Origin of the sequence: Phenylobacterium sp., from assembly GCF_036821595.1 — a bacterium.
Taxonomy (GTDB): Bacteria; Pseudomonadota; Alphaproteobacteria; order Caulobacterales; family Caulobacteraceae; genus Phenylobacterium.
Genome location: NZ_DAISJG010000013.1, coordinates 19457 through 40952, shown reverse-complemented (window position 1 = coordinate 40952; position 21496 = coordinate 19457). Strand labels below are relative to the sequence as shown.

Below are 21496 nucleotides of genomic sequence, written 5' to 3'. Positions count from 1 at the left end.
TCAGGCGGAGGGGCGGGTGAGGATGTAGCCCGCCACCGCCACGAGGACGACCCCGGCCAGGCCGGTGAGCAGCAGGCTCTGGGTGGTCAGGGCGACGCTCACGCCGCCGCCGGCGAGGCCGAGGCTGGCCGCGGCCTTGGCGGGCCGCGGTATCGCCCGCCGGGTCTCCCAGGCGACCAGCACGGGCCCAAGCCGCGGATGGCGGCGCAGGCGCTCGGCCAGCGCGGGCGAGCTGCGGGTGAAAGCCCACAGCGCCACCACCAGGAACGGGGTCGCCGGCAGGATCGGCAGGACCAAGCCCGCCACCGCGAGCCCGACCATGCTCACGCCCAGCGCGTGGTAGGCGGCGCGGGCGAGGGCGGAACCGGACGGGGCGGAGTCTAGGGCGGACATCGGTCGTCTCTGGGGCATGAACCGTGCGATCCTGCGCACATCGCCCTTAAGACGCTGTGACCCCGGTCAATCCGACAGCGGCCTAGAATCCGAATTCCGGCTGCAGGGCCGCCAGGTCCTCCGGCGTGTTGGCGTTGGCGAACGGGTCGTGCTCCCCCAACGGCCAGTCGACCACGGCCATGCCGCAGGCCTCCGCGAACCCTTTCAGCGAGCTGCGGCCGGCGGCGATGTAGGGCGAGAGCCTCGGCCGCGCGCGGACGTCCCACAGGGCGCAGACTGGATGCAGCCGCCCGCCGCTGGCGGCCACGGCCACCGCGGCTCCGCCGGCGAGCCCGGCCTCGAGACGGGGCAGCAGGTCCTTCGGGAGCCGGGGCATGTCGCACGGCAGGGTCAGCACCCGCCGGGCGCCCTCTCGCTCGCCGAACTCCAGGGCGGTGGCGAGGCCCGCGGCCGGCCCAGGGATCGCCCGGTCGTCCAGCAGCAGGGCGGCGTCCACCGCGCCCACCTGGTCGGCGTGGCGGACCGCTACGGCGACCGTGTCGCACCAGCTCCGCGCGAGGCCCACGGCGTGCTCCACCAGCGTGGTCTGGCCCAGCCGGCGCAGCGGCTTGGAGCCGCCCATCCGCCGGCCCTCGCCCCCGGCCAGCACCACGGCGACGGCGTCCGCGGTCACGTGCGGCTCCCTGGGCGCCGGCGCTCGGGCCGCGGGGGCCGGAAGGCTCCCGGCTCGGTGGGCCCGTAGAGCAGGGGGAAGGCGGTCTCGGGACTATCCACGGTGGTCTCCAGGTCGCGCAGCAGACCATCCTGGATCGAGTATATCCAGCCATGGATGGCCAGCGGCTGGCCGCGCCGCCAGGCGTCCTGCACGAAGGGGTTGCCCGCCACGCTCGCCACCTGGACCAGGACGTTCCGCTCGCAGACGTCGTTCACCCGGGCCTCGAAGTCGACGATGGCGTCCAGGTGTTCGGCGTGGCGGCAGCAGAGCGCGCGGACGGGCTGCAGCCAGTGGTCGATCAGGCCGTGCCGCTCGCCGGTGAGCGCCGCGCGCACGCCGCCGCAGCCGTAGTGGCCGCAGACGATCACGTGGCGGACCTTCAGCACCTCCAGGGCGAACTGCAGGACCGACAGGAAGTTGGCGTCCTGCGGCGGGGCGAGGTTGGCGACGTTGCGGTGGACGAACAACTCGCCCGGATCGAGGCCCACGATCTCGTTGGCCGGCACCCGGCTGTCGGAACAGCCGACCCAGAGGTACTCCGGCGACTGCTGGGCGGCGAGTCTCCGGAAGTATTCCGGATCCACCCGCGCCCGGGCGGCGGCCCAGCGGATGTTGTTGTCGAACAGGTCCTCGATCACGCCCCGGCCGGCTCCAGGATCACGCCACGCCGGGCGGCGATGCGCCGGCTCATGGACTTCAGGTCGGCGGGGGTGAGCCGCATCCGCGCCATCGGCAGGACCACGGCGTTCTCCAGCGCCAGGTGGCGCAGCTCCTGGTCGGCGAAGTCCTGCATGGCCTTGCGCGCGGCGGGGTTCATGCCGGGCGCGGTGCGGGCCGCGAGGCACGCCTCCACATGGCCGCGGACCACTTCGGCGAGGGCCGCGTCGGTGCGATGCTCGGCCGAGAGCAGGCCCAGCACCTGCTCGATGTCGTCCTCCGGCTGGGCGCGCCGGCGGAGCAGGGGGAACAGGTCCTCCTCCTCGTCGATGATGTGCAGCGCCAGCTCGTTCCGGAGGAACTCCAGCAGCCGCGTCAGCCGGCCGCCGTCGAAGACGTGGGCGGCGGCCGTCTCCTGCACGAAGCGGCAGAACTGCCGGTGGCGGTAGTGCTCGGCGAAGAACCACTCCAGAGGCTCGCCCATGAGCGCCGGGGGGATGTCCTCCAGGACGGCGGGGTCGGCGGTGTCGGTGGTGCTCATGGGGCGGGCCTCCTTCGGGCCGCGGGCTAGTACTTGAACTCCAGGGTGACCCAGACCTTGCTGCGGTCAGCGAAGCCGGGGCGGTCGCCGTCGAAGAAGGCGGTCTTGAGCTCGGCCGTGAGCGCCCTGGTGACCGGGGCGGCGGCCAGGAGGTCCAGCTCGCGGCCGTAGCGGTCGGAGCCGTCGTCCTCGGCGAAGTCGTGGACCGCCGCCTGCAGGCGCACGGGCAGGGCCTTGGACCCCAGCTTCAGCGTCGTGCCAGCGCGGAGGTTGAGGTCGCGGACGCCAGCCGGCGGCGTCGTCAGGAAGACATCCGCCCAGCCCTGGAAGGCGTGCAGGGTGGCCAGCGGCGTCGCGAACCCGCGCGCTCCGTCGCCCTCCAGGCGCTCGTAGCCGACGCTGGCCCAGGGCGCGGCGCCCTTCAGTCCGGCGGACAGGGCCAGATAGTCCAGCTCGAAGTCGGCCGGATTGTTGCGGTGCTCGGTCTGGCGCGCGTACTCGGCCTCGTAGGTGACCGACAGGCCCGGTCGCAGCGGTTTCGCCCCGGCCAGCCTCACGCCCCAGGTGGCGTTCGACTGGGCGGGCGCGTTCTCGAAGGCCATCAGGTAGCCGTAGCCGGTGATCTGGCCCGCCGCCGTCTTCAGGTCGGCCTGCACCAGGTGGCTGTCGCTGTCCCACTCGCCCTGCGGGCTGTCGTCGCCGAACACCCGGTGGACGCGGTCGACGTAGGCGTAGGTGAGGGCGAGGTCCCTGCTCGGCCGGAAGGCCGTCTTCACCGCGTCGAAGGTCTGCTCGTTCTGCCGGAAGCCGACGTTGCCCACGAAGCGGGCGTTCCCGAGGATCAGCCGCTGGCGGCCGATCACGGCGTCGCCCGTCGCCCCGGTCCAGGAGACCTGGGCGCGGTTGAGCTCGGTGTCCTCGGGATCGGCTACCACCGGATAGCGGACCTTGCCGTTGGTGGTGCTGTTGTAGTCGTCCACCAGCGCCGTGACGTTCTCCCCCTCGACCAGGGCCTTGAAGCCGCGCCAGGCCGGCGTCTCGTAGCCGAAGCGGGTGCGCAGCGTCAGCGCCTGGGCGTCCTCAGGCAGGCCGTCCTGGCTGACGCTCTCCGCGCGCAGGCGCACGTCGAGGATGATGTCGCCGGGCGGCGACTGGGCGAGCGCCAGGGCGGGCGCGGCGACGGCGGCGAGGAGGGCGGCCGTGGCCAGGCGAAGATCGGTCACGCGGGGACTCTGCGGATGAGGGTGAAGACGGGTTTGGCGGGCGTGAGCTTCGAGCGCAGCACCTGCGCGAGGCAGGCGAGCGCCGGGTCCTCGGCGTCGCGGGCGGTCGAGATCAGCTTGGTCCAGCGCTCGTCGGAGGCATCGGCCACGAACTCGGCCATGGCGGCCTGGACGAAGTCGGCCACCGTCGCGGCGGACGCGGCGGCGGCCTGGCGGACGCGGCCGGCCAGATCCGGATCGACAGCGTCAAGCCAGGCCTCGAGGCGCTCGGCCGCGCCGCGGTCGGAGAGCAGGTCGCCCAGGGTGGCGGAGCCGTCGCGCACCGCGCCATCCGGGGTGAGGGTCAGGGCCACGCCCCTTGCCCGTGCGGCCGCGGCCAGCTCGGCGACATAGCGGGTGGCGGCCGCGGCCCAGGCGCGGCTCTCCAGGTGCAGACGGATGCGCTCCCCGGCGAGTTCGAAGGGCAGGACCCGGCCTTCGATGCGCCGGTCCAGGCGCAGGACGTGCCAGCCGAAGCGGGAAAGCACCGGTGCCGAGGCGGTCTCGCCGGGCAGGAGCGCCAGCAGCACGTCCTCGACCTCCGGGACCAGGTCGCCGGGCCGCAGCTGGCCGAGCGAGCCGCCGACCGCGCCCGAAGGACAGTCGGAGGCGTCGCGCGCCAGCTCGCCGAAGGTGCAGGTCCCGGCGTCGAGGATGCCGATCAGGCGCGCGGCGTTGGCGTGGGCGCCGGCCAGGGCCGCCTCGTCCCCGCCGCGGGGCTCCACCAGGATGTGCGAGGCCTCGTAGAGGGCGGGCGTGCGGAAGCGCTCCGGATCGGCGTCGTAGACCCGGCGGCACTCCGGGTCCGTAGGGACCGCGACGGCGACCTCCGCGTCGAGCACGGCGCGGACCAGGGCCTCCTCCGGCGTCTCCTCGCGGCCCTGCTCGTCGAGCTCGGGCTCGGGGGTCAGCCCCAGGTGGCGCGCCCGCTGCAGCAGCAGGGCGCGGATGGCGAGCGCGTGGCCGGCGGCGGCGCGGGCCTCGGCGGCCGAGCCGCCGGGATGGTTCTGCAGCTCCTGGGCGAGGAGGGCCTCGGGGATTTCGACCCCGTCGAAGACGACAGCGCGCAGGCTCATTCGGCGGCCTCCAGCCGGTCCGGGCGGACGGCGCGGCCGGCGCCGTGCAGGGGATAGGTGGGAGCCACCGGCTCGGCGCGGCGGGGCAGGACGCGCTTGGTGCGGACCAGCTGCCAGCCGCGGCGGTTCAGGTACCAGACCGGCGCCGAGAGCATGTGGACCAGGCGGGTGAACGGGAAGACCAGCAGGATGGTCATGCCCAGCGCCAGGTGGGCTTTGAACACCCACGGCACGTCGGCGACGAAGCCGGCGGCGTCGCCGCGGAAGGCGAAGACGCCCTGCGCCCAGTTCATGAACTTGATCATCTCGCCGCCGTCGCGGTGCTGAAGCGACAGCGGGATCGTCGCCAGGCCCAGGATGAGCTGGACGACCAGGATCGTCAGAATGGCCGTGTCGCCGAAGCTGGAGGTCTTGCGGATCCGCGCATCGAACAGGCGGCGGTGCAGCAGGAGCGCCCCGCCGGCGAGCGCCACGAGGCCCGCGATCCCGCCCGCGACAATGGCCAGCATCTGCTTGGCGCCGTGCGAGACGCCCAGGGTGTCGAACACCCAGATCGGCGTCAGCAGACCCACGAAGTGGCCGGCGAAGATCATCAGCACGCCCAGGTGGAACATCACCGAGCCGGCGACGAGCTGCTTCCGCCGCAGGAGCTGCGAGGACCCGGTGCGCCAGGTGTAGGGCTCGCGGTCGAAGCGGATCACCGAGCCCAGCACGAGGACGGCCAGCGCGATGTAGGGATAGACGCCGAAGAGGATCTGGTTGAGGTCCATGTGCGTGTTCCTCAGGCCGCCGCGCCGGCCCGCGGGGCCGGCGGCGGGGTGGTGTTCATGGCCTTCACGAGCATGTCGGCCTTTGGACAGCCCACGTCGGAAGGACCGAAGGTGACGGCGGTCTCGGCCCAGAGCCGGTCCATGGCTTCCAGGTCGTCGGGGTTGTCGTCCGGCTCGGCCAGCAGGGCGGCGAGGGCCGCGGCGTCGGCCGTGTCCGCGGCGAGCGCGGCCAGGGCCCCGAAGACCGCGCGGTACGGGCTGCCGCGCTTGTGCAGCCGCTCGCCCATCGCCTGCAGCACGTGGGCGGCCTCGCCCAGCAGGGAGGCGGCCTCGCCGTCCGGCAGGGTCGACAGGAACTCCAGGAACACCGGCAGGTGGTCCGGCAGCTCGTTGGCCGAAAGCTCCAGCCCCTTCGACCGGTAGAGCTCAAGCAGCGCCACCATGGCCTGGCCTCGGTCGCGGCTTTCGCCGTGGACGTGCTCATAGAGGTTGAGCGAGAGCGAGCGGGTCCGGTCGAACAGCCAGACGTAGCGTTCCTGAGCCTCGTAGAGGTCGCACTCGGCGAGCTCCTGGGCGAGGCGGGTGAGCGCCCGGCGGATCGCCAGCGGGATGCGGTCGTCGACGGCCAGCACCGCCTCGGCGGCCGGCAGCAGGTCGCGGCCGGCGTCGGTGGGATAGCTGAGCAGGAGGGCGAGCGCCCGGTAGGTGAGCGACATGGATCAGGCCTCCATCGGGTCGGGGGCGCGCGAGCGCTTCTTGGGGCCGAACAGGCCAAGCTCGGTCGTGCCGCCGGAGCAGCCGTTGCCGAAGGTGAAGCCGCAGGAGCCCTTGAGGTCGTAGGCGTCCTCCACCACCTCGCGGTGCGTCGTCGGGATGACGAAGCGGTCCTCGTAGTTGGCGATGGCCATGTAGCGGTACATCTCGTCCACCTGGGCGGCGGACAGGCCGACCTTCTCGCAGATGCGGTGGTCGATGCGGCCGTCAACGGTCCTGGCCCGCATGTAGCTGCGCATGGCCAGCATCCGCTCCAGCGCCTGCACGACGGGAATCTCGTCGCCGGCGGTGAGCAGGTTGGCCAGGTACCTCACCGGGATGCGCAGGGACTTCACGTCCGGCATCTCGCCGTCCATCTCCAGCGCGCCGGCCGAGGCCGCCGACTGGATCGGCGACAGCGGCGGCACGTACCAGACCATCGGCAGGGTCCGGTATTCCGGGTGCAGCGGGAAGGCGACCCGCCAGTCGATGGCCATCTTGTAGACCGGGCTGCGGCGGGCCGCCTCCAGCCAGGCCTCGGGCACGCCGTCGGCGCGGGCCTGGGCGATAACCTTCGGGTCCTCGGGATCGAGGAAGACGTTCAGCTGGGCGTGGTAGAGGTCCCGCTCGTCCGGCTCGGAGGCCGCGGCCTCGATCTGGTCGGCGTCATAGAGCAGGACGCCCAGGTAGCGGATGCGGCCGACGCAGGTCTCGGAGCAGACCGTCGGCTGGCCCACCTCGATCCGCGGGAAGCAGAAGGTGCACTTCTCCGACTTACCGCTTTCCCAGTTGTAGTAGATCTTCTTGTAGGGGCAGGCGGAGACGCACATCCGCCAGCCGCGGCACTTGTCCTGGTCGATCAGGACGATGCCGTCCTCCTCGCGCTTGTAGATCGCGCCCGACGGGCAGGCGGCCACGCATGCGGGGTTGAGGCAGTGCTCGCACAGCCTCGGCAGGTACATCATGAAGGTGTTCTCGAACTGGCCGTAGATCTCGGCCTCGACCCCTTCGAAGTTGTAGTCGGCGCGGCGCTTCGCGAACTCGCCGCCCAGGATCTCCTCCCAGTTCGGCCCCCACTCGATCTTCTCCATCCGCTCGCCGGTGATCTGCGAGCGCGGCCGGGCGGTGGGGAAGGCCTTCATCTCCGGCGCGGTCTGCAGGTGGCCGTAGTCGAAGTCGAAGGGTTCGTAGTAGTCGTCGATCTCGGGCAGGTCGGGGTTGGCGAAGATCTTCGCCAGGATCCGCCACTTGGCCCCCATCTTCGGCTCGATCTTGCCGTTGGCCTTGCGGACCCAGCCGCCGTTCCACTTCTTCTGGTTCTCCCAGTCCTTGGGATAGCCGACGCCGGGCTTGGTCTCGACGTTGTTGAACCAGGCGTATTCGACGCCCTGGCGGTTGGTCCAAACGTTCTTGCAGGTCACCGAACAGGTGTGACACCCGATGCACTTGTCGAGGTTCAGCACCATCCCGATCTGGGCGCGGACTTTCATTACGCAGGCTCCCTGGAGGCCGCCGGCTGATCCAGCCAGTCGACCTTCTTCATCTTGCGGACGACGACGAATTCGTCCCGGTTCGAGCCCACGGTCCCGTAGTAGTTGAAGCCGTAGGCGAGCTGGGCGTAGCCGCCGATCATGTGGGTGGGCTTGAGCACCGCGCGGGTGACGGAGTTGTGGATCCCGCCGCGCTGGCCGGTGATCTCCGACCCCGGCGTGTTCACGATCTTCTCCTGCGCGTGGTACATGAAGGTCGTGCCTTCACGGATGCGCTGGGAGACCACCGCGCGCGCCGTCAGCGCCCCGTTGGCGTTGAAGACCTCGATCCAGTCGTTGTCGACGATCCCCGCCTTCTTCGCGTCTGTCTCCGAGATCCAGACCACCGGCCCGCCGCGGTTCAGCGTCAGCATGAGCAGGTTGTCGGAGTAGGTGGAGTGGATGCCCCACTTCTGGTGCGGGGTGATGAAGTTGAGGACGATCTCGGCCTCGCCGTTCGGCTTCTGGCCCTGGACGTGGGTGGTCTTGAGGTCCACCGGCGGCTTGTAGACGCAGAGCGCCTCGCCGAACGCCCGCATCCACAGGTGGTCCTGGTAGAGCTGCTGGCGGCCCGTGAGCGTCCGCCAGGGGATCAGCTCATGCACATTGGTGTAGCCGGCGTTGTAACAGACCTTCTCGCTCTCCAGGCCCGACCAGATCGGCGAGGAGATGATCTTCCGCGGCTGGGCGACCAGGTCGCGGAAGCGGATCTTCTCATCCTCCTTGGGCAGCGCCAGGTGCGCGTGCTCGCGGCCGGTCTGCTTCTCCAGGGCCTCCCAGGCCTTGACCGCGACCTCGCCGTTGGTCTCCGGCGCCAGCATCAGGATCGCCTCGCAGGCGTCGATGTCGGTGTCGATGCGCGGCAGGCCCTCGGTGGCGCCTTCCTCCAGCACATGGCCGTTGAGCTCGCCGAGCAGCTCGACCTCGTGCTCGGTGTTCCAGGCCAGGCCCTTGCCGCCGTTGCCGACCTTGCTCATCAGCGGGCCGAGCGCGGTGAAGCGCTTGTAGAGGTTGGGGTAGTCCCGCTCGACGACCGTGATCTGGGGCATGGTCTTGCCCGGGATCGGCTCGCATTCGCCCGCGTACCAGTCCTTCACGTCGAAGGGCTGGGCGAGTTCGGCGGCGCTGTCGTGCTGGATCGGGGTGAGGACGACGTCCTTCTCCACGCCCAGGACTTCAGGGGCGACGTCGGAGAACTTCTTCGCGATCGCCTTGAAGATCTCCCAGTCCGACTTGGACTCCCACGCCGGGTCCACGGCCGCCGAGAGCGGGTGGATGAAGGGATGCATGTCGGAGGTGTTGAGGTCGTTCTTCTCGTACCAGGTGGCCGTCGGAAGCACGATGTCGGAGTAGACGGCCGTGGTGGACATCCGGAAGTCGAGAGTCACCAGCAGGTCGAGCTTCCCTTCCGGGGCCTCGTCATGCCAGGCGACGTCGACGGGCTTCTGCCGGCCGTCCTCGCCCAGGTCCTTACCCTGCACCCCGTGGGCGGCGCCCAGCAGGTGCTTCAGGAAGTACTCGTGGCCCTTGCCCGAGGAGCCCAGCAGGTTGGAGCGCCAGACGAACATGTTGCGCGGCCAGTTCGCCGGGTCGTCCGGGTCCATGCAGGACATCTCGAGGCTCTTCGCCTTGAGCTCGCGCACGGCGTAGACCTTCGGGTCGATCCCCTCCGCGGCGGCGGCGCGGGCCACCTCCAGCGGATTGGTCTTCAGCGCCGGGGCCGACGGCAGCCAGCCCATGCGCTCGGCGCGCGCATTGAAGTCGATCAGGCTGGCCTCCCACGGCCCGTCCGGGGCGGTGGGGGAGAGGATCTCGGAGGCCGAGACGGTTTCGTACCGCCACTGGTCCGTGTGGGCGTAGAAGAACGACGTGGAGTTCTGCTGGCGGGGCGGACGGGCCCAATCCAGGGCGAACGCCAGCGGCGCCCAGCCCGTCTGCGGACGCAGCTTCTCCTGGCCCACGTAGTGGCTCCAGCCGCCGCCCGACTGGCCCACGCACCCGCACATCACCAGCATGTTGATGACGCCGCGGTAGTTCATGTCCATGTGGAACCAGTGGTTCATCGCCGCGCCGATGATCACCATCGACTTGCCGCCGGTCTTCTCGGCGTTGGTGGCGAAGCCGCGGGCCACGGCGACGATCTGGTCGCGCGGCACCGTGGTGATCTGCTCGGCCCAGGCCGGGGAGTACGGCTGCGGATCGTCGAAGCTCGCCGGCATGTGCTCGCCGCCGAAGCCCTGGTCGACGCCGTAGTTGGCCAGGAACAGGTCGTAGACCGAGGCCACCAGGGTCTCGCCGTCCTTCAGCTGCAGGCGCTTCACCGGCACGTTGCGGACCAGGACGTCCGGATGGTCGGTTGAGGTGAAGCCGTTGGAGGCGGTGTTGGCGAAGTAGGGGAAGCGGACGCCCGCCACCTCGTCGTGGACGCCCTTCAGGCCCAGGCGCAGCACGGTCTCGCGGCCGGCGGCGTCACGCTCCTCGAGGTTCCATTTGCCGTCCTCGCCCCAGCGGAAGCCGATGGAGCCGTTGGGCACGACGATCTCGCCGCTGGCCTCGTCGACCGAGACCGTCTTCCACTCGGGATTATTGGCCTGGTCGAGGTTGTCGGCGAAGTCGGCGGCGCGCAGCAGCCGCTCGGAGACGTAGCCGTCGCCCTGCTTCACCAGCCGGACCAGCATGGGCAGGTCGGAGTACTGGCGGACGTAGTCGCGGAAATAGGGGACCTGCCGGTCGACGTGGAATTCCTTGAGGATCACGTGGCCGAAGGCCATAGCCAGCGCCGCGTCCGTGCCCTGTTTCACCGGCAGCCAGAGGTCGGAGAACTTCGAGGCCTCGGAGTAGTCGGGGCAGATCACCACCGACTTGGCGCCACGGTAGCGGGCCTCTGTGTAGAAGTGGGCGTCGGGTGTCCGGGTCTGGGGCACGTTGGAGCCCCACAGCATCAGGAAGCCGGAGTTGTACCAATCGGCGCTCTCGGCCACGTCGGTCTGCTCGCCCCAGGTCTGGGGGGAGGCCGGCGGCAGGTCGCAGTACCAGTCGTAGAAGGAGCCGCAGACCCCGCCGAGCAGCTGCAGGTAGCGGGCGCCGGCGGCGTAGCTGACCATCGACATGGCCGGGATCGGCGAGAAGCCGAACACCCGGTCCGGGCCCCATTCCTTGACCGTGTAGGCGTTGGCCGCGGCCACGATCTCGGTGACCTCGTCCCAGCTGGCGCGCACGAAGCCGCCCGAGCCGCGCATGGTGGTGTAGGCCTTGCGCTTGGCCGGGTCCTTCTGGATCGAGGCCCAGGCCGCCACCGGCGTCCGGGTGGCGCGCGCCTCGCGCCACAGCTTCAGCAGCCGCGAGCGCACAAGCGGATACTTCACCCGGTTGGCCGAGTAGAGGTACCAGCTGTAGCTGGCGCCCCGGGCGCAGCCGCGCGGCTCGTGGTTCGGCAGCTCCGGACGCGTGCGCGGATAGTCGGTCTGCTGGGTCTCCCAGGTGACGATCCCGCCCTTGACGTAGATCTTCCAGGAGCACGAGCCGGTGCAGTTCACGCCGTGGGTGGAGCGCACGATCTTGTCGTGGCGCCAGCGGGACCGGTAGGCCTCCTCCCAGGCGCGGTCGTCGTCGTTCGTCACCCCGTGGCCGTTCGAGAACAGCTCGGTCTTGCGCGTGAAGAACGCCAGGCGGTCGAGGGTATGGCTCATGCTGCGGGCACCTTGAAGGCGAGCGATTGCGGGGCGTGCAGGAGCGAGCTCTTCCGGGCGTAGAAGGCCCAGTTCACGACGACGCAGCTCAGGTAGAAGCCGAGGAAGATCAGGAGGGCGGTCTCAGGGCCGCCGGTCGCCTTCAGCGAGTCGCCGAAGGCCTTGGGGATGAAGAAGCCGCCGTAGGCGCCGATCGCCGAGGTGAAGCCCACGATGGCGGCCGATTCCATCTCGGCGGCCTTCAGGCGGTCGGCGGGCTCGGCCTTGGGCATCAGTCGCGGCATGTCCGAGCGCATGATCGCCGGGATCATCTGGAAGGTGGAGGCGTTGCCGACCCCGGTCCAGAAGAACAGCCACATGAAGCTGGCGAAGAAGAGGATGAAGGACGGCTCTGCGCCCGTTGCCCCGACGCTGTAGAGCACCGCGCCGACCCCGGTGGCCAGCGCCAGGAAGACGTAGTTGGTGACGTGCTCGCCGCCCCACTTGTCCGACACCCAGCCGGTCAGGGCCCGCGAGGCCGCGCCCACCAGCGGCCCCAGGAACGCGAACTGCAGGGCGTTCACGTCCGGGAACAGGGTCTTGGTGAGCAGCGGGAAGGCGGCCGAGAAGCCGATGAAGGAGCCGAAGGTCCCGAGGTAGAGGTAGCACATCACCCAGTTGTGCATGCGCTTGAAGACCACGGCCTGGGTGGCGAAGGAGGCCTTGGCGGAGGCGATGTCGTTCATGCCGACCCAGGCGGCGACGGCCGCGGCGACGATGAACGGGACCCAGACGAAGCCGGCGTTCTGCAGCCAGACCTGGCTCTCGACGCCCTTCTCCACCGCGATCTGCGGCGCGCCCACAACGGGGGCGAAGGCGCCCAGCGCGACCACCACCGGCACCAAGAACTGCATGACGCTGACGCCGAGGTTGCCGAAGCCGGCGTTGATGGCGAGCGCGTTGCCCTTCTCGGCCTTGGGGTAGAAGAACGAGATGTTCGACATCGACGAGGCGAAGTTGCCGCCGCCCAGGCCGCAGGCCAGCGAGAGCGCCACGAACACCCAGTAGGGAGTGTCGGGATTCTGCACCGCCACCCCGATGCCGATCGCCGGGATCAGCAGGGACAGGGTGGAGACCGTGGTCCACAGCCGCCCGCCCAGGATCGGGACCAGGAAGCTGTAGAAGATCCTGAGCGTCGCGCCGGACAGCGCCGGCAGGGCGGTGAGCCAGAACAGCTGGTCGGTGGTGAACTGGAAGCCGATCAGCTTCAGCTTGGCCACGACCATCGACCAGACCATCCAGACCGAGAAAGCCAGGAGCAGGTTGGGGACGGAGATCCAGAGGTTCTTGGCCGCCAGCGGCTTGCCGCTCGCCTGCCAGAACTGGGGATCCTCGGGGCGCCAGTCGTCGAGGACGTGGCGGCCGGACTTCAGGGAAGACATGGCTCTGTCGTTCCTTCTCTATTCCGCGGCCCGCAGGCGCGGCTTGGTCGGCGGACGGGTCTTGGCGGCGCCGGCGGCGGGCTGCATGCCGGCCATCTCGGGCAGCTCGGGCAGGCCGCCGAGCTGCGGCGCGGCCTTCTGCTCCATCCGGCGGATGGCGAAGTGCATCCAGGCGAGCGCCGTGCCGACGAGCAGGAAGAGCAGCATGAAGCAGCTGGTCCACACGCCGGTGAGGTCATTGAGCACGCCGAAGGCGATCGGCAGGACGAAGCCGCCCAGGCCGCCGATCATGCCCACCAGGCCGCCCACCGAGCCGATGTGCTCGGGGTAGTAGACCGGGATGTGCTTGAAGACAGCCGCCTTGCCGAGGCTCATGGCGAAGCCGAGCACGAAGGCGATGACGGTGAAGGTGAGGAGGTCCGTGGCGATGCGGAACTCGATCGGGCCGCGGATGCCGTCCACCACATAGCTCGTGGCCGGGTAGGACAGCAGGAAGGTGCAGACCAGGCTGACGCCGAAGGTGATGTACATCACCTTGCGCGCGCCGATCCGGTCCGACAGCCAGCCGCCGAAGATGCGGAAGAGCGAGCCCGGGATGGAGTAGGCCGCGGCGATCATGCCGGCCGTCTTGATGTCCAGGCCGTAGACGCCGACCAGGTAGCGCGGCAGCCACAGCGCCAGCGCCACGAAGGCGCCGAAGACGAAGAAGTAATAGAGCGAGAAGCGCCAGACCTGCAGCTTCTTCAGCGGCGAGAGCTGCAGCCAGGTGGCCTGCGGCTTCTCGCCAGTCTGGCGGCGGCGGACCAGTTCGGGATCGTCCTTGGTGGTCACGTAGAAGAGGAGAGCGATCAGGGCGAGCGCCACCGCCCAGACCTGCGCCACCGTCTCCCAGCCGAAGGCCAGCATGACGAAGGGGGCGCCGAACTTGGTCACAGCCGAGCCGACGTTGCCGGCCCCGAAGATGCCGAGCGCGGTGCCCTGCTTCTCCTTCGGGTAGAACTTGGAGACGTAGGCCACGCCCACCGCGAACGAGCCGCCGGCGATGCCCACGCCCAGCGCCGCCAGCAGGAACTGCGGGTAGGTCTCGGCGTAGGAGAGGGCGAAGGTCGCCGCCGCGCCGGCCAGCATGACCAGCAGGTTGACCAGGCGCCCGCCGTACTGGTCGGTCCACACGCCCAGCACGACCCGGATCAGCGAGCCGGTGAGGATCGGGGTGCCGACCAGCAGGCCGAACTGCGACTCGGAGAGCCCCAGCTCCTGTTTGATCTGGACGCCGATGATCGAGAAGATCGTCCACACGGCGAAGCAGGCGGTGAAGGCGAAGGTGCTCATGCCGAGCGCGGCGCCTGCGCCGGGCTGAAGGGAGCGGGTCTGTTGGGTCACGGCGGCCCTCGAACTTGGTCCCGCGGGGACTAGGCCCCGCTTCGTCGAGGGTTGTGCGGCAGCCCGGCGAACGGCGGTTTGACGATCGTCAATCTAGCGGCCGTCGAGAGCAGAATTGTCGCAGGAAAAGTGCGGGAAATCGGCCCACATGCCGCACTTCTACTTGGCGATAGACTTAGGTTTTTTCATCGCTTGATGAACATCAAGCCGATCAAGCGGCGGGCCGGCCCTGAATTGACGCAGGTCAAGGCGCGAGTCTCCCGGTGCGGGCACCTGGGCAGCACGACCCAGTGGGATCTGCGCGCATGCCGATGAGAGACGTTGACCTGGAGCGGGTGAAGGCCCTGCCGCTGTTCGCCGGTTGCTCGGCCGAGACGTTCCGGACGGTCACCGGCGGCGCCTTCCTGCAGCGCTTCCCCGCGGGCACCACCCTGCTCCTCGAGGGCGACCAGGTGGATTTCCTCTATGTCCTGCTCGACGGCATCGTCGAGCTGGAGGGCACCTGGAACGACAAGGAGACCACGCTCGCGGTTCTGCGGCCGGTCTCCACCTTCATCCTCGCCGCCGTGGTGCTCGACGCCGACGCCCTGATGAGCGCGCGGACGATCGAGCGCTCGGACATCCTCATGCTGTCGGGCGAGGCGCTGCGCCGCGCCATGAAGGAGGACGCCCAGTTCGGCTTCGCCGTCGCCCAGGAGCTCTCCGGCTGTTACCGCGGCCTGGTGCGCGCGCTGAAGAACCAGAAGCTGCGCGGCGGCCTGGAGCGGCTGGCCAACTACCTGATCACCCAGCGGCTGCGCCAGGGCGGGGAGCCCACCTTCACCCTGCCGCACGAGAAGCGCGTGCTGGCCTCCCTGCTCGGCATGACGCCGGAGAACCTGTCGCGCGCCTTCGCCACCCTGGCCGACTACGGGGTCGAGGTGAACGGCCCGCAGGTGACGATCACCCGGTCGGTGGTGCTGGAGCGTCTGGCCAAGCCGAATCCGCTGATCGACAACCACCAGCCGGTGACGGGCGCCCCGACCGGCAAGGCCCAGCGCGAGCGCTGGCCTATCGGCGACGACAGCACCCGCGCGGCCTGACAGCCTCCTAGCCGCCGTACTGGGCCAGCTGCCGCGTGTCGCCGCTGTTGGCCTCGTGCAGGCGGTGCCCGGCCGGCTTGCCGGCCAGCGCGCTCACGATCCGCGCGCGCAGCGCCTCCGGCTCGTCCTTCTCCAGCAGGTCCCTCAGGTCCACGCCCAGCTCGCCGAACAGGCAGAGCCTGAGCTGGCCGCGCGCCGTGACGCGCAGCCGGTTGCAGCTGTCGCAGAAGCCTGGCGCATAGGGCGCGATCAGGCCGATCCGGCCAGCGTGGTCCGGGTGGGCGAACTCCACCGCCGGGCCGTCGTCGAAGGCCCGTTCGCGGCGGGACCAGCCGCGCGCCTCCAGCCACGCCGTCAGCGTCGAGCCCGGCACGTGCTGGTCGGCGAAATAGTCGGCATTGTCGCCGGTGCGCATCAACTCGATGAAGCGCACCGCCACCGGCCGCTCGCGCACGAAGTCGGCGAAGGCGTCGAAGCCGGTCTCGGTGGTGTCGCGCAGCAGGACGCCGTTGACCTTCACGCTGGGCACGCCGCGCGCCAGCGCCCGGTCCAGGCCACCAACCACCGCGGCCAGCCGGTCGTGGCCGGTGATGCGGCGGAAGGCCTCGCGATCCAGGGAATCGATCGAGACGTTGAGGTTGGTGAGGCCGGCGTCGCGCCAGGCCGTCACCTGCCGATCGAGGTTCCAGCCGTTGGTGGTGACGCAGACCTTGTCCACGCCGGGGACGGCGGCCGTCCGCGCGATGATCTCGGACAGGTCGCGGCGCACGCTGGGTTCGCCGCCGGTCAGCCGTACCTTGGAGACGCCGAGGTCGGCGAAGGCCCGCACCACGCGTTCGCAGGCTTGCGGGTCGAGGAAGGAGAGGGGCCCCTCCTTCCTGTATCCGTCGGGCAGGCAGTAGGTGCAGCGGAAGTTGCAGACCTCGGTGATCGAGAGCCGCAGGTAGTGGAAGCGGCGGCCGAAGCCGTCGATCAGACGTGCCAAGCGCGGGCTCCTTTCCAAGCGCGGGAGGCGACGGCGTTTCCCCCGTCACCCTTGCCGGAAGCCGGCGCGGCGGCCCGGCCGTGGCGGTGTCGCTTTAGGCAGGGGCGCTCGGAGCAGATGGGAGAGACCCTAAGCGCTCCCGCAGAGTCGCGCCTTGACGGCGGTCAAGCGGTGAGCGGGCGTCGGAACGCCAGCATCGGGGCGTAGCTGACCGCGAAGCCGGCGAAGGCCGCGGTCCACAGGGCCGCCGAGGCCACCAGTAACGGCGCCTGCTGCTCGGGCAGGAAGGGCGCGGCGACGCGCAGCAGGGCCGCGGCGTTGATCGCCAGGTAGACGGCCACGGTGGCGTTGTCGGCGGTCAGCGGCCGGGCGGTGTGGCCGCGGGTCGCCCGGCTCATCACGGCCAGCGTCATCACCCCCACCGCCCCGGCGGTGAGCGCGTGGACGCCGGCGGTGCGGGCGACCAGCGTCGGGTCGAGCCGCGAGAGGCCCAGGAGCAGCAGGCCCACGCCCAGCCAGGCGTAGCCCACGTGCAGGATCCACAGCAGCGGCTCGCGGGCCGTGGCCCAGCCGCGCCAGCGGGCCAGCCGCACGAGGTTGGCAGCGCCGGCCGCGGCCAGCGCCGCGCCGGTGGCCACGTGTTCGGGCGCGAAGATCCAGGCCAGCGCGCCGACGCCGGTGAGGGCCAGGGCCGCCTTGTCCGCCAGTCCGTGCGCGCCCGGCTCCGGCGCGATGCGGCGCTGCTTCATCCAGTTGCGGGTGAAGCTGGGCGTAATCCGGCCGCCGATCAGGGTGATCAGCACGGTGATGGCGGCGAGCGCCACCCGCTCGCCGACGCCCGTGCCCCGGAGCGCGGTGTCCAGGTGGAAGAGGATGTTGCCCACGGCCAGCAGGCTGACGAGGCCGCAGACCGGCAGGTTGCGCCAGTTCTTCCCCGCCAGGATCTCGCGCCAGATCACGCCGGCGAAGGCCAGGAGGAAGGCGGAATCGATCACCGCAGCCAGCGGCCCGATCCAGTACTGGGTGAGCATGGCCACCCGACCCGCTAACCACAGGGCGACGAGGCCGGCGAGCGGCGCGCCGATCACCGGCATGCGGCCGGTCCAGTTCGGCACGGCGGTGGTCAGGAAGCCCGCCACCACCGCGGCCAGAAAGCCGAACAGCATCTCGTGGACGTGCCAGTCGCGGTGAGCGATGGCGGCGGAGCCCCCGAGGAAGCTCCACACCCAGACGGGGACCGCGATTGCGGCCCAGGCGGACCCGAACAGGAAGAACGGACGGAATCCGAAGCTGAAGAGGGCGGGGCCTGTGTAGGCCCGCCGGAGGGCGGCGGTCGACATGGACGGACTATGCGCCCAGGCCGGCCGCTACGCCTTGATGACCGTCAACTGCGTCTCATCCGCATTTGGAATAGCCGCAGGAGAAGCATGTGTCGCACCCTTCCTTGCGCACCATGTCGAAGCCGCCGCAGCGGGGGCAGGAGACCCCGGCGAACGGCCGCACGGGCAGCGGAGTCTCGGGCTCGGGCGCGGGGGGCAGGGACGCGTGCGCGCCGCGTTCCAGGTGGCGCTCGATCACCCCGCCGATGGCGGCCAGGAGGGACGGCACGTAGCGTCCGCCCAGCCAGGCGCCGCCCCGCGGATCGAACACCGCCTTCAGCTCCTCGGCCACGAAGGAGACGTCGCCGCCGCGCCGGAACACCGCCGAGACCATGCGGGTGAGGCCCAGGGTCCAGGCGTAGTGCTCCATGTTCTTGGAGTTGATGAAGATCTCGAACGGCCGCCGGGTCCCGCCCTCCAGGGTGTCGTTGATGGTGATGTAGACGGCGTGCGCGCTCTCGGGCCACGAGATCTTGTAGGTGGCGCCGTCGAGCGATTCCGGTCGCGGCGCGAGCTTCGGCTCCGCGGCCGCGGCCGGCGCAGGCTCCGGCTCCACCGACAGCACCGAGCCGGTCACCGGATTGGGCCGGTAGGTGGTCAGGCCCTTGCAGCCGGTGCGGTAGCCCTCGAGGTAGACGTCGCCGAAGTCCTCGAAGCTGATGCTCTCCGGGCAGTTCACGGTCTTGGAGATCGAGCTGTCCACGTGCTTCTGGGCCGCGGCCTGCATGCGCACATGGTCGGCGGGCGTCAGGGTCTGGGCGCTGACGAAGACGTCCTGCGGCGGGGGCGTGTCGTCGTGCAGCCGCTTCCACTGGGCGAGCGCATAGTCCTCCACCGCCTCCTCGCGGGTCGAGCCGTCCGGCTGGCGGACCTTGCGGGTGTAGGCGTAGGCGAACACCGGCTCGATCCCCGACGACACGTTGCCCGCCAGCAGCGAGGTGGTGCCGGTGGGGGCGACCGAGGTCAGGCAGCCGTTGCGCAGGCCGTGGCGGGCGATCAGGGCCCGGGTCTCCTCGTCCAGGGTGACCAGGTTCGGCCGGTCGAGGATGGCGGCGTCGTAGAGCGGGAAGGGGCCCTTCTCCTGGGCCAGCTCGGCCGACGCGCGATAGGCCTCGCGCTTGATCACGCCCAGCCAGCGCTCGGTGAGCTCCACGGCCTTGTCGGAGCCGTAGGGGACGCCGCAGAACACGAGGGCGTCGGCGAGCCCCGTGACCCCCAGGCCGATGCGCCGCTTGGCCTTGGCCTCCGCCGCCTGCGCCTCCAGCGGGTAGCGGGAGATGTCGATGACGTTGTCCAACATGCGGACCGCCGTGCGAGTGAGATCGGCCAGCGCCGCCTCGTCCATCCGCGCCCCCTTGCGGAACGGCTTGTCCACCAGCCGGGCCAGGTTGATCGAGCCCAGCAGGCAGGCCCCGTAGGCCGGCAGCATCTGCTCGCCGCACGGGTTCGAGGCCAGGATCGTCTCGCAGTAGGCGAGGTTGTTCTTCTCGTTGACCCGGTCGATGAAGATCACCCCGGGCTCCGCGGCGTCGTAGGTGGCCTGCATCAGCTTGGCCCAGAGGTCGGCGGCGCGCACGGTGCGCATCACCTCGCCCCCGAACACCAGCGGCCAGTCCTCGTCCTTCTCCAGGGCGGCCATGAAGGCGTCGGTCACCAGGACCGAGAGGTTGAAGTTGCGCAGCCGGCCGGGCTCGCGCTTGGCCTCGATGAAGGCCTCGATGTCCGGATGGTCGATGCGCAGGCAGCCCATCATCGCCCCGCGCCGCTGGCCGGCCGACATGATGGTCCGGCACATGGAGTCCCAGACGTCCATGAAGCTGAGCGGGCCGGAGGCGTCCGCGCCGACCCCCTTCACCGCCGCGCCGGAGGGGCGGATGGAGGAGAAGTCCATGCCCACGCCGCCGCCCTGCTGCATGGTCACCGCCGCCTCGCGCACATGGGCGAAGATGCCGGCCAGGTCGTCGGGGATGGCGCCCATGACGAAGCAGTTGAACAGGGTCACCGTCCGCGCGGTCCCGGCCCCCGCCAGGATCCGGCCGGCCGGCAGGAAGCGGTAGTCGCGCAGGGCGTCGAGGAACTTCGCGCGCATGGTCTCGCGCAGCTCCGGCGCCTCGGCCTCGGCCAGGGCGGCGGCGACGCGGGCCCAGGTCTCCTCGACCGTGGCGTCGCCCTTCTGGTCGCTGGGGTTGAAGCGGTACTTGCTGGACCAGATCTCGCCCGCCAGCGGGTTGTCGAATGCCATCGCCGTCTCTCCGGATTAGGGCAGGCAAGCCTGTGTGATTCCCTGCGGCGCCCGCATTGAGCGCGCGACGCCGCACCCTGCGGAATCCGGCAGCCGGCGCCTTGCCGAAGATCAAGCGGGCCGTGTGGCGGCCTCAATGTCGCAGCGCCCGGCGGCCTCTAGGGTGAGGGCGAAGGAGTCCCACGCCATGCCCCTGGACGACGCCGCCCTGCCGGGCGCAATCGAACTCGCCGTCGAGGCGCCCGCCGACCCGGAGCGCCTGATCCCCCACATCCTCGAGCGCTACCATGAGACCCACCGGCGGGAGTTCCCGGAGGCGGTCCGCCTCGCCCGGAAGGTCGAGGCCGTGCACGCTGGCGACGCGGATTGCCCCGCCGGCCTCGCCGACCACCTGGCGCTGATGTCCGACGACCTCGAGGGCCACCAGCAGAAGGAGGAGCGGGTGCTATTCCCGATGATCCTCGGCGGCTTCGGCCCGACGGCCGGCTTCCCGATCCGCCGGATGATGGCCGAGCACGAGGACGTGGAGGCGCAGCTCGCCGTGCTGCGCGAGCTGACCCGCGACTTCACCCCGCCGGCCGACGCCTGCCGCACCTGGCGGGCGCTCAACGACGCCTGTCGCAAGATCCACGACGACCTCGTCGAGCACATGCGGCTCGAGAATGAGGTCCTGTTCGCGCCTTTCCTGGGCTAGGGCCTAGTTGCAGACCCCGCGGTAGCGGGGGATCTGGCCGACCAGCGAGCAGGGCTTGAAGCGGCTGTCCAGCTCCTCGGCCAGCACCAGGTCCCAGGCGTCGCGGCAGGCGCCCGTGGAGCCGGGCACGCAGAAGACGAAGGCCTCGCCGATCTGTCCGGCCAGGGCCCGCGACTGCAGGGTCGAGACCCCCACGGTCCCGTAGCTCGCCTGGTGGAAGACCACGGCGAACCCGTCCATCTCCCGCCGCAGCAGCGGCCGCACGGCCTCGGGCGTCACGTCGCGCGGCGAGAATCCGGTGCCGCCGGTGGTCAGGATCACGTCCACCTCGCCACTGTCGGCCCAGGCGCGCACCTGGGCCTGGATGGCGTCGACCTCGTCGCGGACGATGGCGCGGCCGGCGAGCGCATGGCCCGCGGCGACAAGCCGGTCGGCGAGCAGGGCGCCGGACGTGTCGGTCCGCTCGTCGCGGGTGTCCGAGACGGTGAGCACGGCGATGTTCAGCGGATAGAAGGGCAGGCTCTCGTCGATCCGGGCCTTGCCCTTGGGCGCTGGCGTGACGGCGTTCATGGCTCAGCCCCCGGAGAAGGCGGAGAAGAAGGCGATCTCCTGGCCCGGCCGGACCCAGACGTCGCCGACCGCGATCTCGCGCCCCACAGCCGTGCGCAGGCCGCGCTCGGTCAGGGCGGCCGCGCCGGCGTCGTACAGCTCGCAGAGGCTGGCCACGACGTCGGACAGCCGGCAGCCCTCGGCCGGGATCGACAGCTGGGCCGAGCGGCCGAAGGTGTCGCTGACCCGTCCGAAGAACAGAACCTCGGCGAAGGCCGGCTCAGGCTCTGCGAGGGGCGGCGGCGAGACGGCGTGCGACAGGTTCATGCGGGCGGCTCCGGAACTTCCGCATGGCTCTATCCCGAAGCGGCCGCCG

Annotated in this window: 19 protein-coding genes and 1 riboswitch; of the genes, 2 read left to right on the top strand and 17 right to left on the bottom strand. The window is 70.6% G+C overall.

The annotated features are described in order from the left end of the window. The 12 genes from V7Z97_RS08945 to V7Z97_RS08890 all read right to left on the bottom strand — a co-directional run bounded on the left by V7Z97_RS08945 (position 1) and on the right by V7Z97_RS08890 (position 14189). A complete protein-coding gene (locus V7Z97_RS08945) occupies positions 1–393 on the bottom strand; it encodes a YbaN family protein (protein ID WP_334162888.1) in 393 nt (130 codons plus the stop codon). An 82-nt stretch (positions 394–475) separates the two neighbouring features. Next, the gene (mobA, locus tag V7Z97_RS08940; RefSeq protein ID WP_334162887.1) at positions 476–1066 is read right to left on the bottom strand and encodes a molybdenum cofactor guanylyltransferase; all 591 of its coding nucleotides are present in this window, start codon (positions 1064–1066) and stop codon (positions 476–478) included. Continuing rightward, positions 1063–1746, bottom strand: a complete 684-nt coding sequence (locus tag V7Z97_RS08935) for a carbonic anhydrase (protein WP_334162885.1) — start codon at positions 1744–1746, stop codon at positions 1063–1065. The genes mobA and V7Z97_RS08935 overlap by 4 nt, the downstream gene beginning before the upstream one ends. Next, positions 1743–2306 (bottom strand): hemerythrin domain-containing protein, encoded by a 564-nt coding sequence (locus tag V7Z97_RS08930; RefSeq protein ID WP_334162884.1) that lies wholly within the window; start codon positions 2304–2306, stop codon positions 1743–1745. Before V7Z97_RS08930 ends, V7Z97_RS08935 begins: the two co-directional genes overlap by 4 nt. A 26-nt stretch (positions 2307–2332) precedes the next feature. Further along, positions 2333–3529 carry a hypothetical protein gene (locus V7Z97_RS08925; protein WP_334162883.1) on the bottom strand — a complete coding sequence of 399 codons (1197 nt, stop codon included), beginning with the start codon at positions 3527–3529 and terminating at the stop codon, positions 2333–2335. Further along, entirely contained in the window at positions 3526–4644 is a 1119-nt protein-coding gene (locus V7Z97_RS08920) for a peptidylprolyl isomerase (protein ID WP_334162881.1), read from the bottom strand. Before V7Z97_RS08920 ends, V7Z97_RS08925 begins: the two co-directional genes overlap by 4 nt. Continuing rightward, positions 4641–5414, bottom strand: coding sequence for a respiratory nitrate reductase subunit gamma (gene narI / locus V7Z97_RS08915; protein ID WP_334162880.1), 774 nt, complete (start codon positions 5412–5414; stop codon positions 4641–4643). The genes V7Z97_RS08920 and narI overlap by 4 nt, the downstream gene beginning before the upstream one ends. A gap of 11 nt (positions 5415–5425) precedes the next feature. Continuing rightward, positions 5426–6130: a nitrate reductase molybdenum cofactor assembly chaperone gene (gene narJ, locus V7Z97_RS08910; RefSeq protein WP_334162879.1), complete on the bottom strand. Its 705-nt coding sequence runs from the start codon at positions 6128–6130 to the stop codon at positions 5426–5428. A 3-nt stretch (positions 6131–6133) separates the two neighbouring features. Beyond that, positions 6134–7657 carry a nitrate reductase subunit beta gene (gene narH / locus V7Z97_RS08905; RefSeq protein WP_334162877.1) on the bottom strand — a complete coding sequence of 508 codons (1524 nt, stop codon included), beginning with the start codon at positions 7655–7657 and terminating at the stop codon, positions 6134–6136. After that, on the bottom strand, positions 7657–11385 hold the full coding sequence (locus V7Z97_RS08900; protein WP_334162876.1) for a nitrate reductase subunit alpha: 3729 nt from the start codon (positions 11383–11385) through the stop codon (positions 7657–7659). Before V7Z97_RS08900 ends, narH begins: the two co-directional genes overlap by 1 nt. Further along, positions 11382–12806 carry an MFS transporter gene (locus tag V7Z97_RS08895; RefSeq protein WP_334162875.1) on the bottom strand — a complete coding sequence of 475 codons (1425 nt, stop codon included), beginning with the start codon at positions 12804–12806 and terminating at the stop codon, positions 11382–11384. The genes V7Z97_RS08900 and V7Z97_RS08895 overlap by 4 nt, the downstream gene beginning before the upstream one ends. 18 nt (positions 12807–12824) lie before the next feature. Next, positions 12825–14189, bottom strand: a complete 1365-nt coding sequence (locus tag V7Z97_RS08890) for an MFS transporter (RefSeq protein WP_334162873.1) — start codon at positions 14187–14189, stop codon at positions 12825–12827. Between the two features lie 305 nt (positions 14190–14494). On the opposite strand from V7Z97_RS08890, the gene ftrB reads away from it, so the two are divergent. Next, entirely contained in the window at positions 14495–15271 is a 777-nt protein-coding gene (gene ftrB / locus V7Z97_RS08885) for a transcriptional activator FtrB (RefSeq protein WP_334162872.1), read from the top strand. Between the two features lie 7 nt (positions 15272–15278). Here the strand turns inward: ftrB and moaA are convergent, their stop codons facing one another. The 3 genes from moaA to V7Z97_RS08870 form a co-directional block, all read right to left on the bottom strand. Continuing rightward, entirely contained in the window at positions 15279–16256 is a 978-nt protein-coding gene (moaA, locus tag V7Z97_RS08880; protein ID WP_334162871.1) for a GTP 3',8-cyclase MoaA, read from the bottom strand. Then, positions 16248–16382: riboswitch (molybdenum cofactor riboswitch) on the bottom strand. Its footprint overlaps the gene before it by 9 nt. Before the next feature lie 38 nt (positions 16383–16420). Next, entirely contained in the window at positions 16421–17596 is a 1176-nt protein-coding gene (locus tag V7Z97_RS08875) for an NnrS family protein (RefSeq protein ID WP_334162870.1), read from the bottom strand. A gap of 55 nt (positions 17597–17651) precedes the next feature. Beyond that, entirely contained in the window at positions 17652–19877 is a 2226-nt protein-coding gene (locus V7Z97_RS08870; protein WP_334162869.1) for an adenosylcobalamin-dependent ribonucleoside-diphosphate reductase, read from the bottom strand. A gap of 187 nt (positions 19878–20064) precedes the next feature. On the opposite strand from V7Z97_RS08870, the gene V7Z97_RS08865 reads away from it, so the two are divergent. Continuing rightward, complete coding sequence (locus V7Z97_RS08865) at positions 20065–20571, top strand: hemerythrin domain-containing protein (RefSeq protein WP_334162868.1); 507 nt, start codon at positions 20065–20067, stop codon at positions 20569–20571. Between the two features lie 3 nt (positions 20572–20574). Here V7Z97_RS08865 and moaB read toward each other — a convergent pair whose 3' ends face one another. Together moaB and V7Z97_RS08855 are read right to left on the bottom strand one after the other, a co-directional pair. Further along, on the bottom strand, positions 20575–21141 hold the full coding sequence (gene moaB, locus V7Z97_RS08860) for a molybdenum cofactor biosynthesis protein B (RefSeq protein ID WP_334162867.1): 567 nt from the start codon (positions 21139–21141) through the stop codon (positions 20575–20577). Positions 21142–21144: 3 nt separating this feature from the next. Beyond that, positions 21145–21447: a MoaD/ThiS family protein gene (locus V7Z97_RS08855; RefSeq protein ID WP_334162866.1), complete on the bottom strand. Its 303-nt coding sequence runs from the start codon at positions 21445–21447 to the stop codon at positions 21145–21147. Positions 21448–21496: the final 49 nt, after the last annotated feature.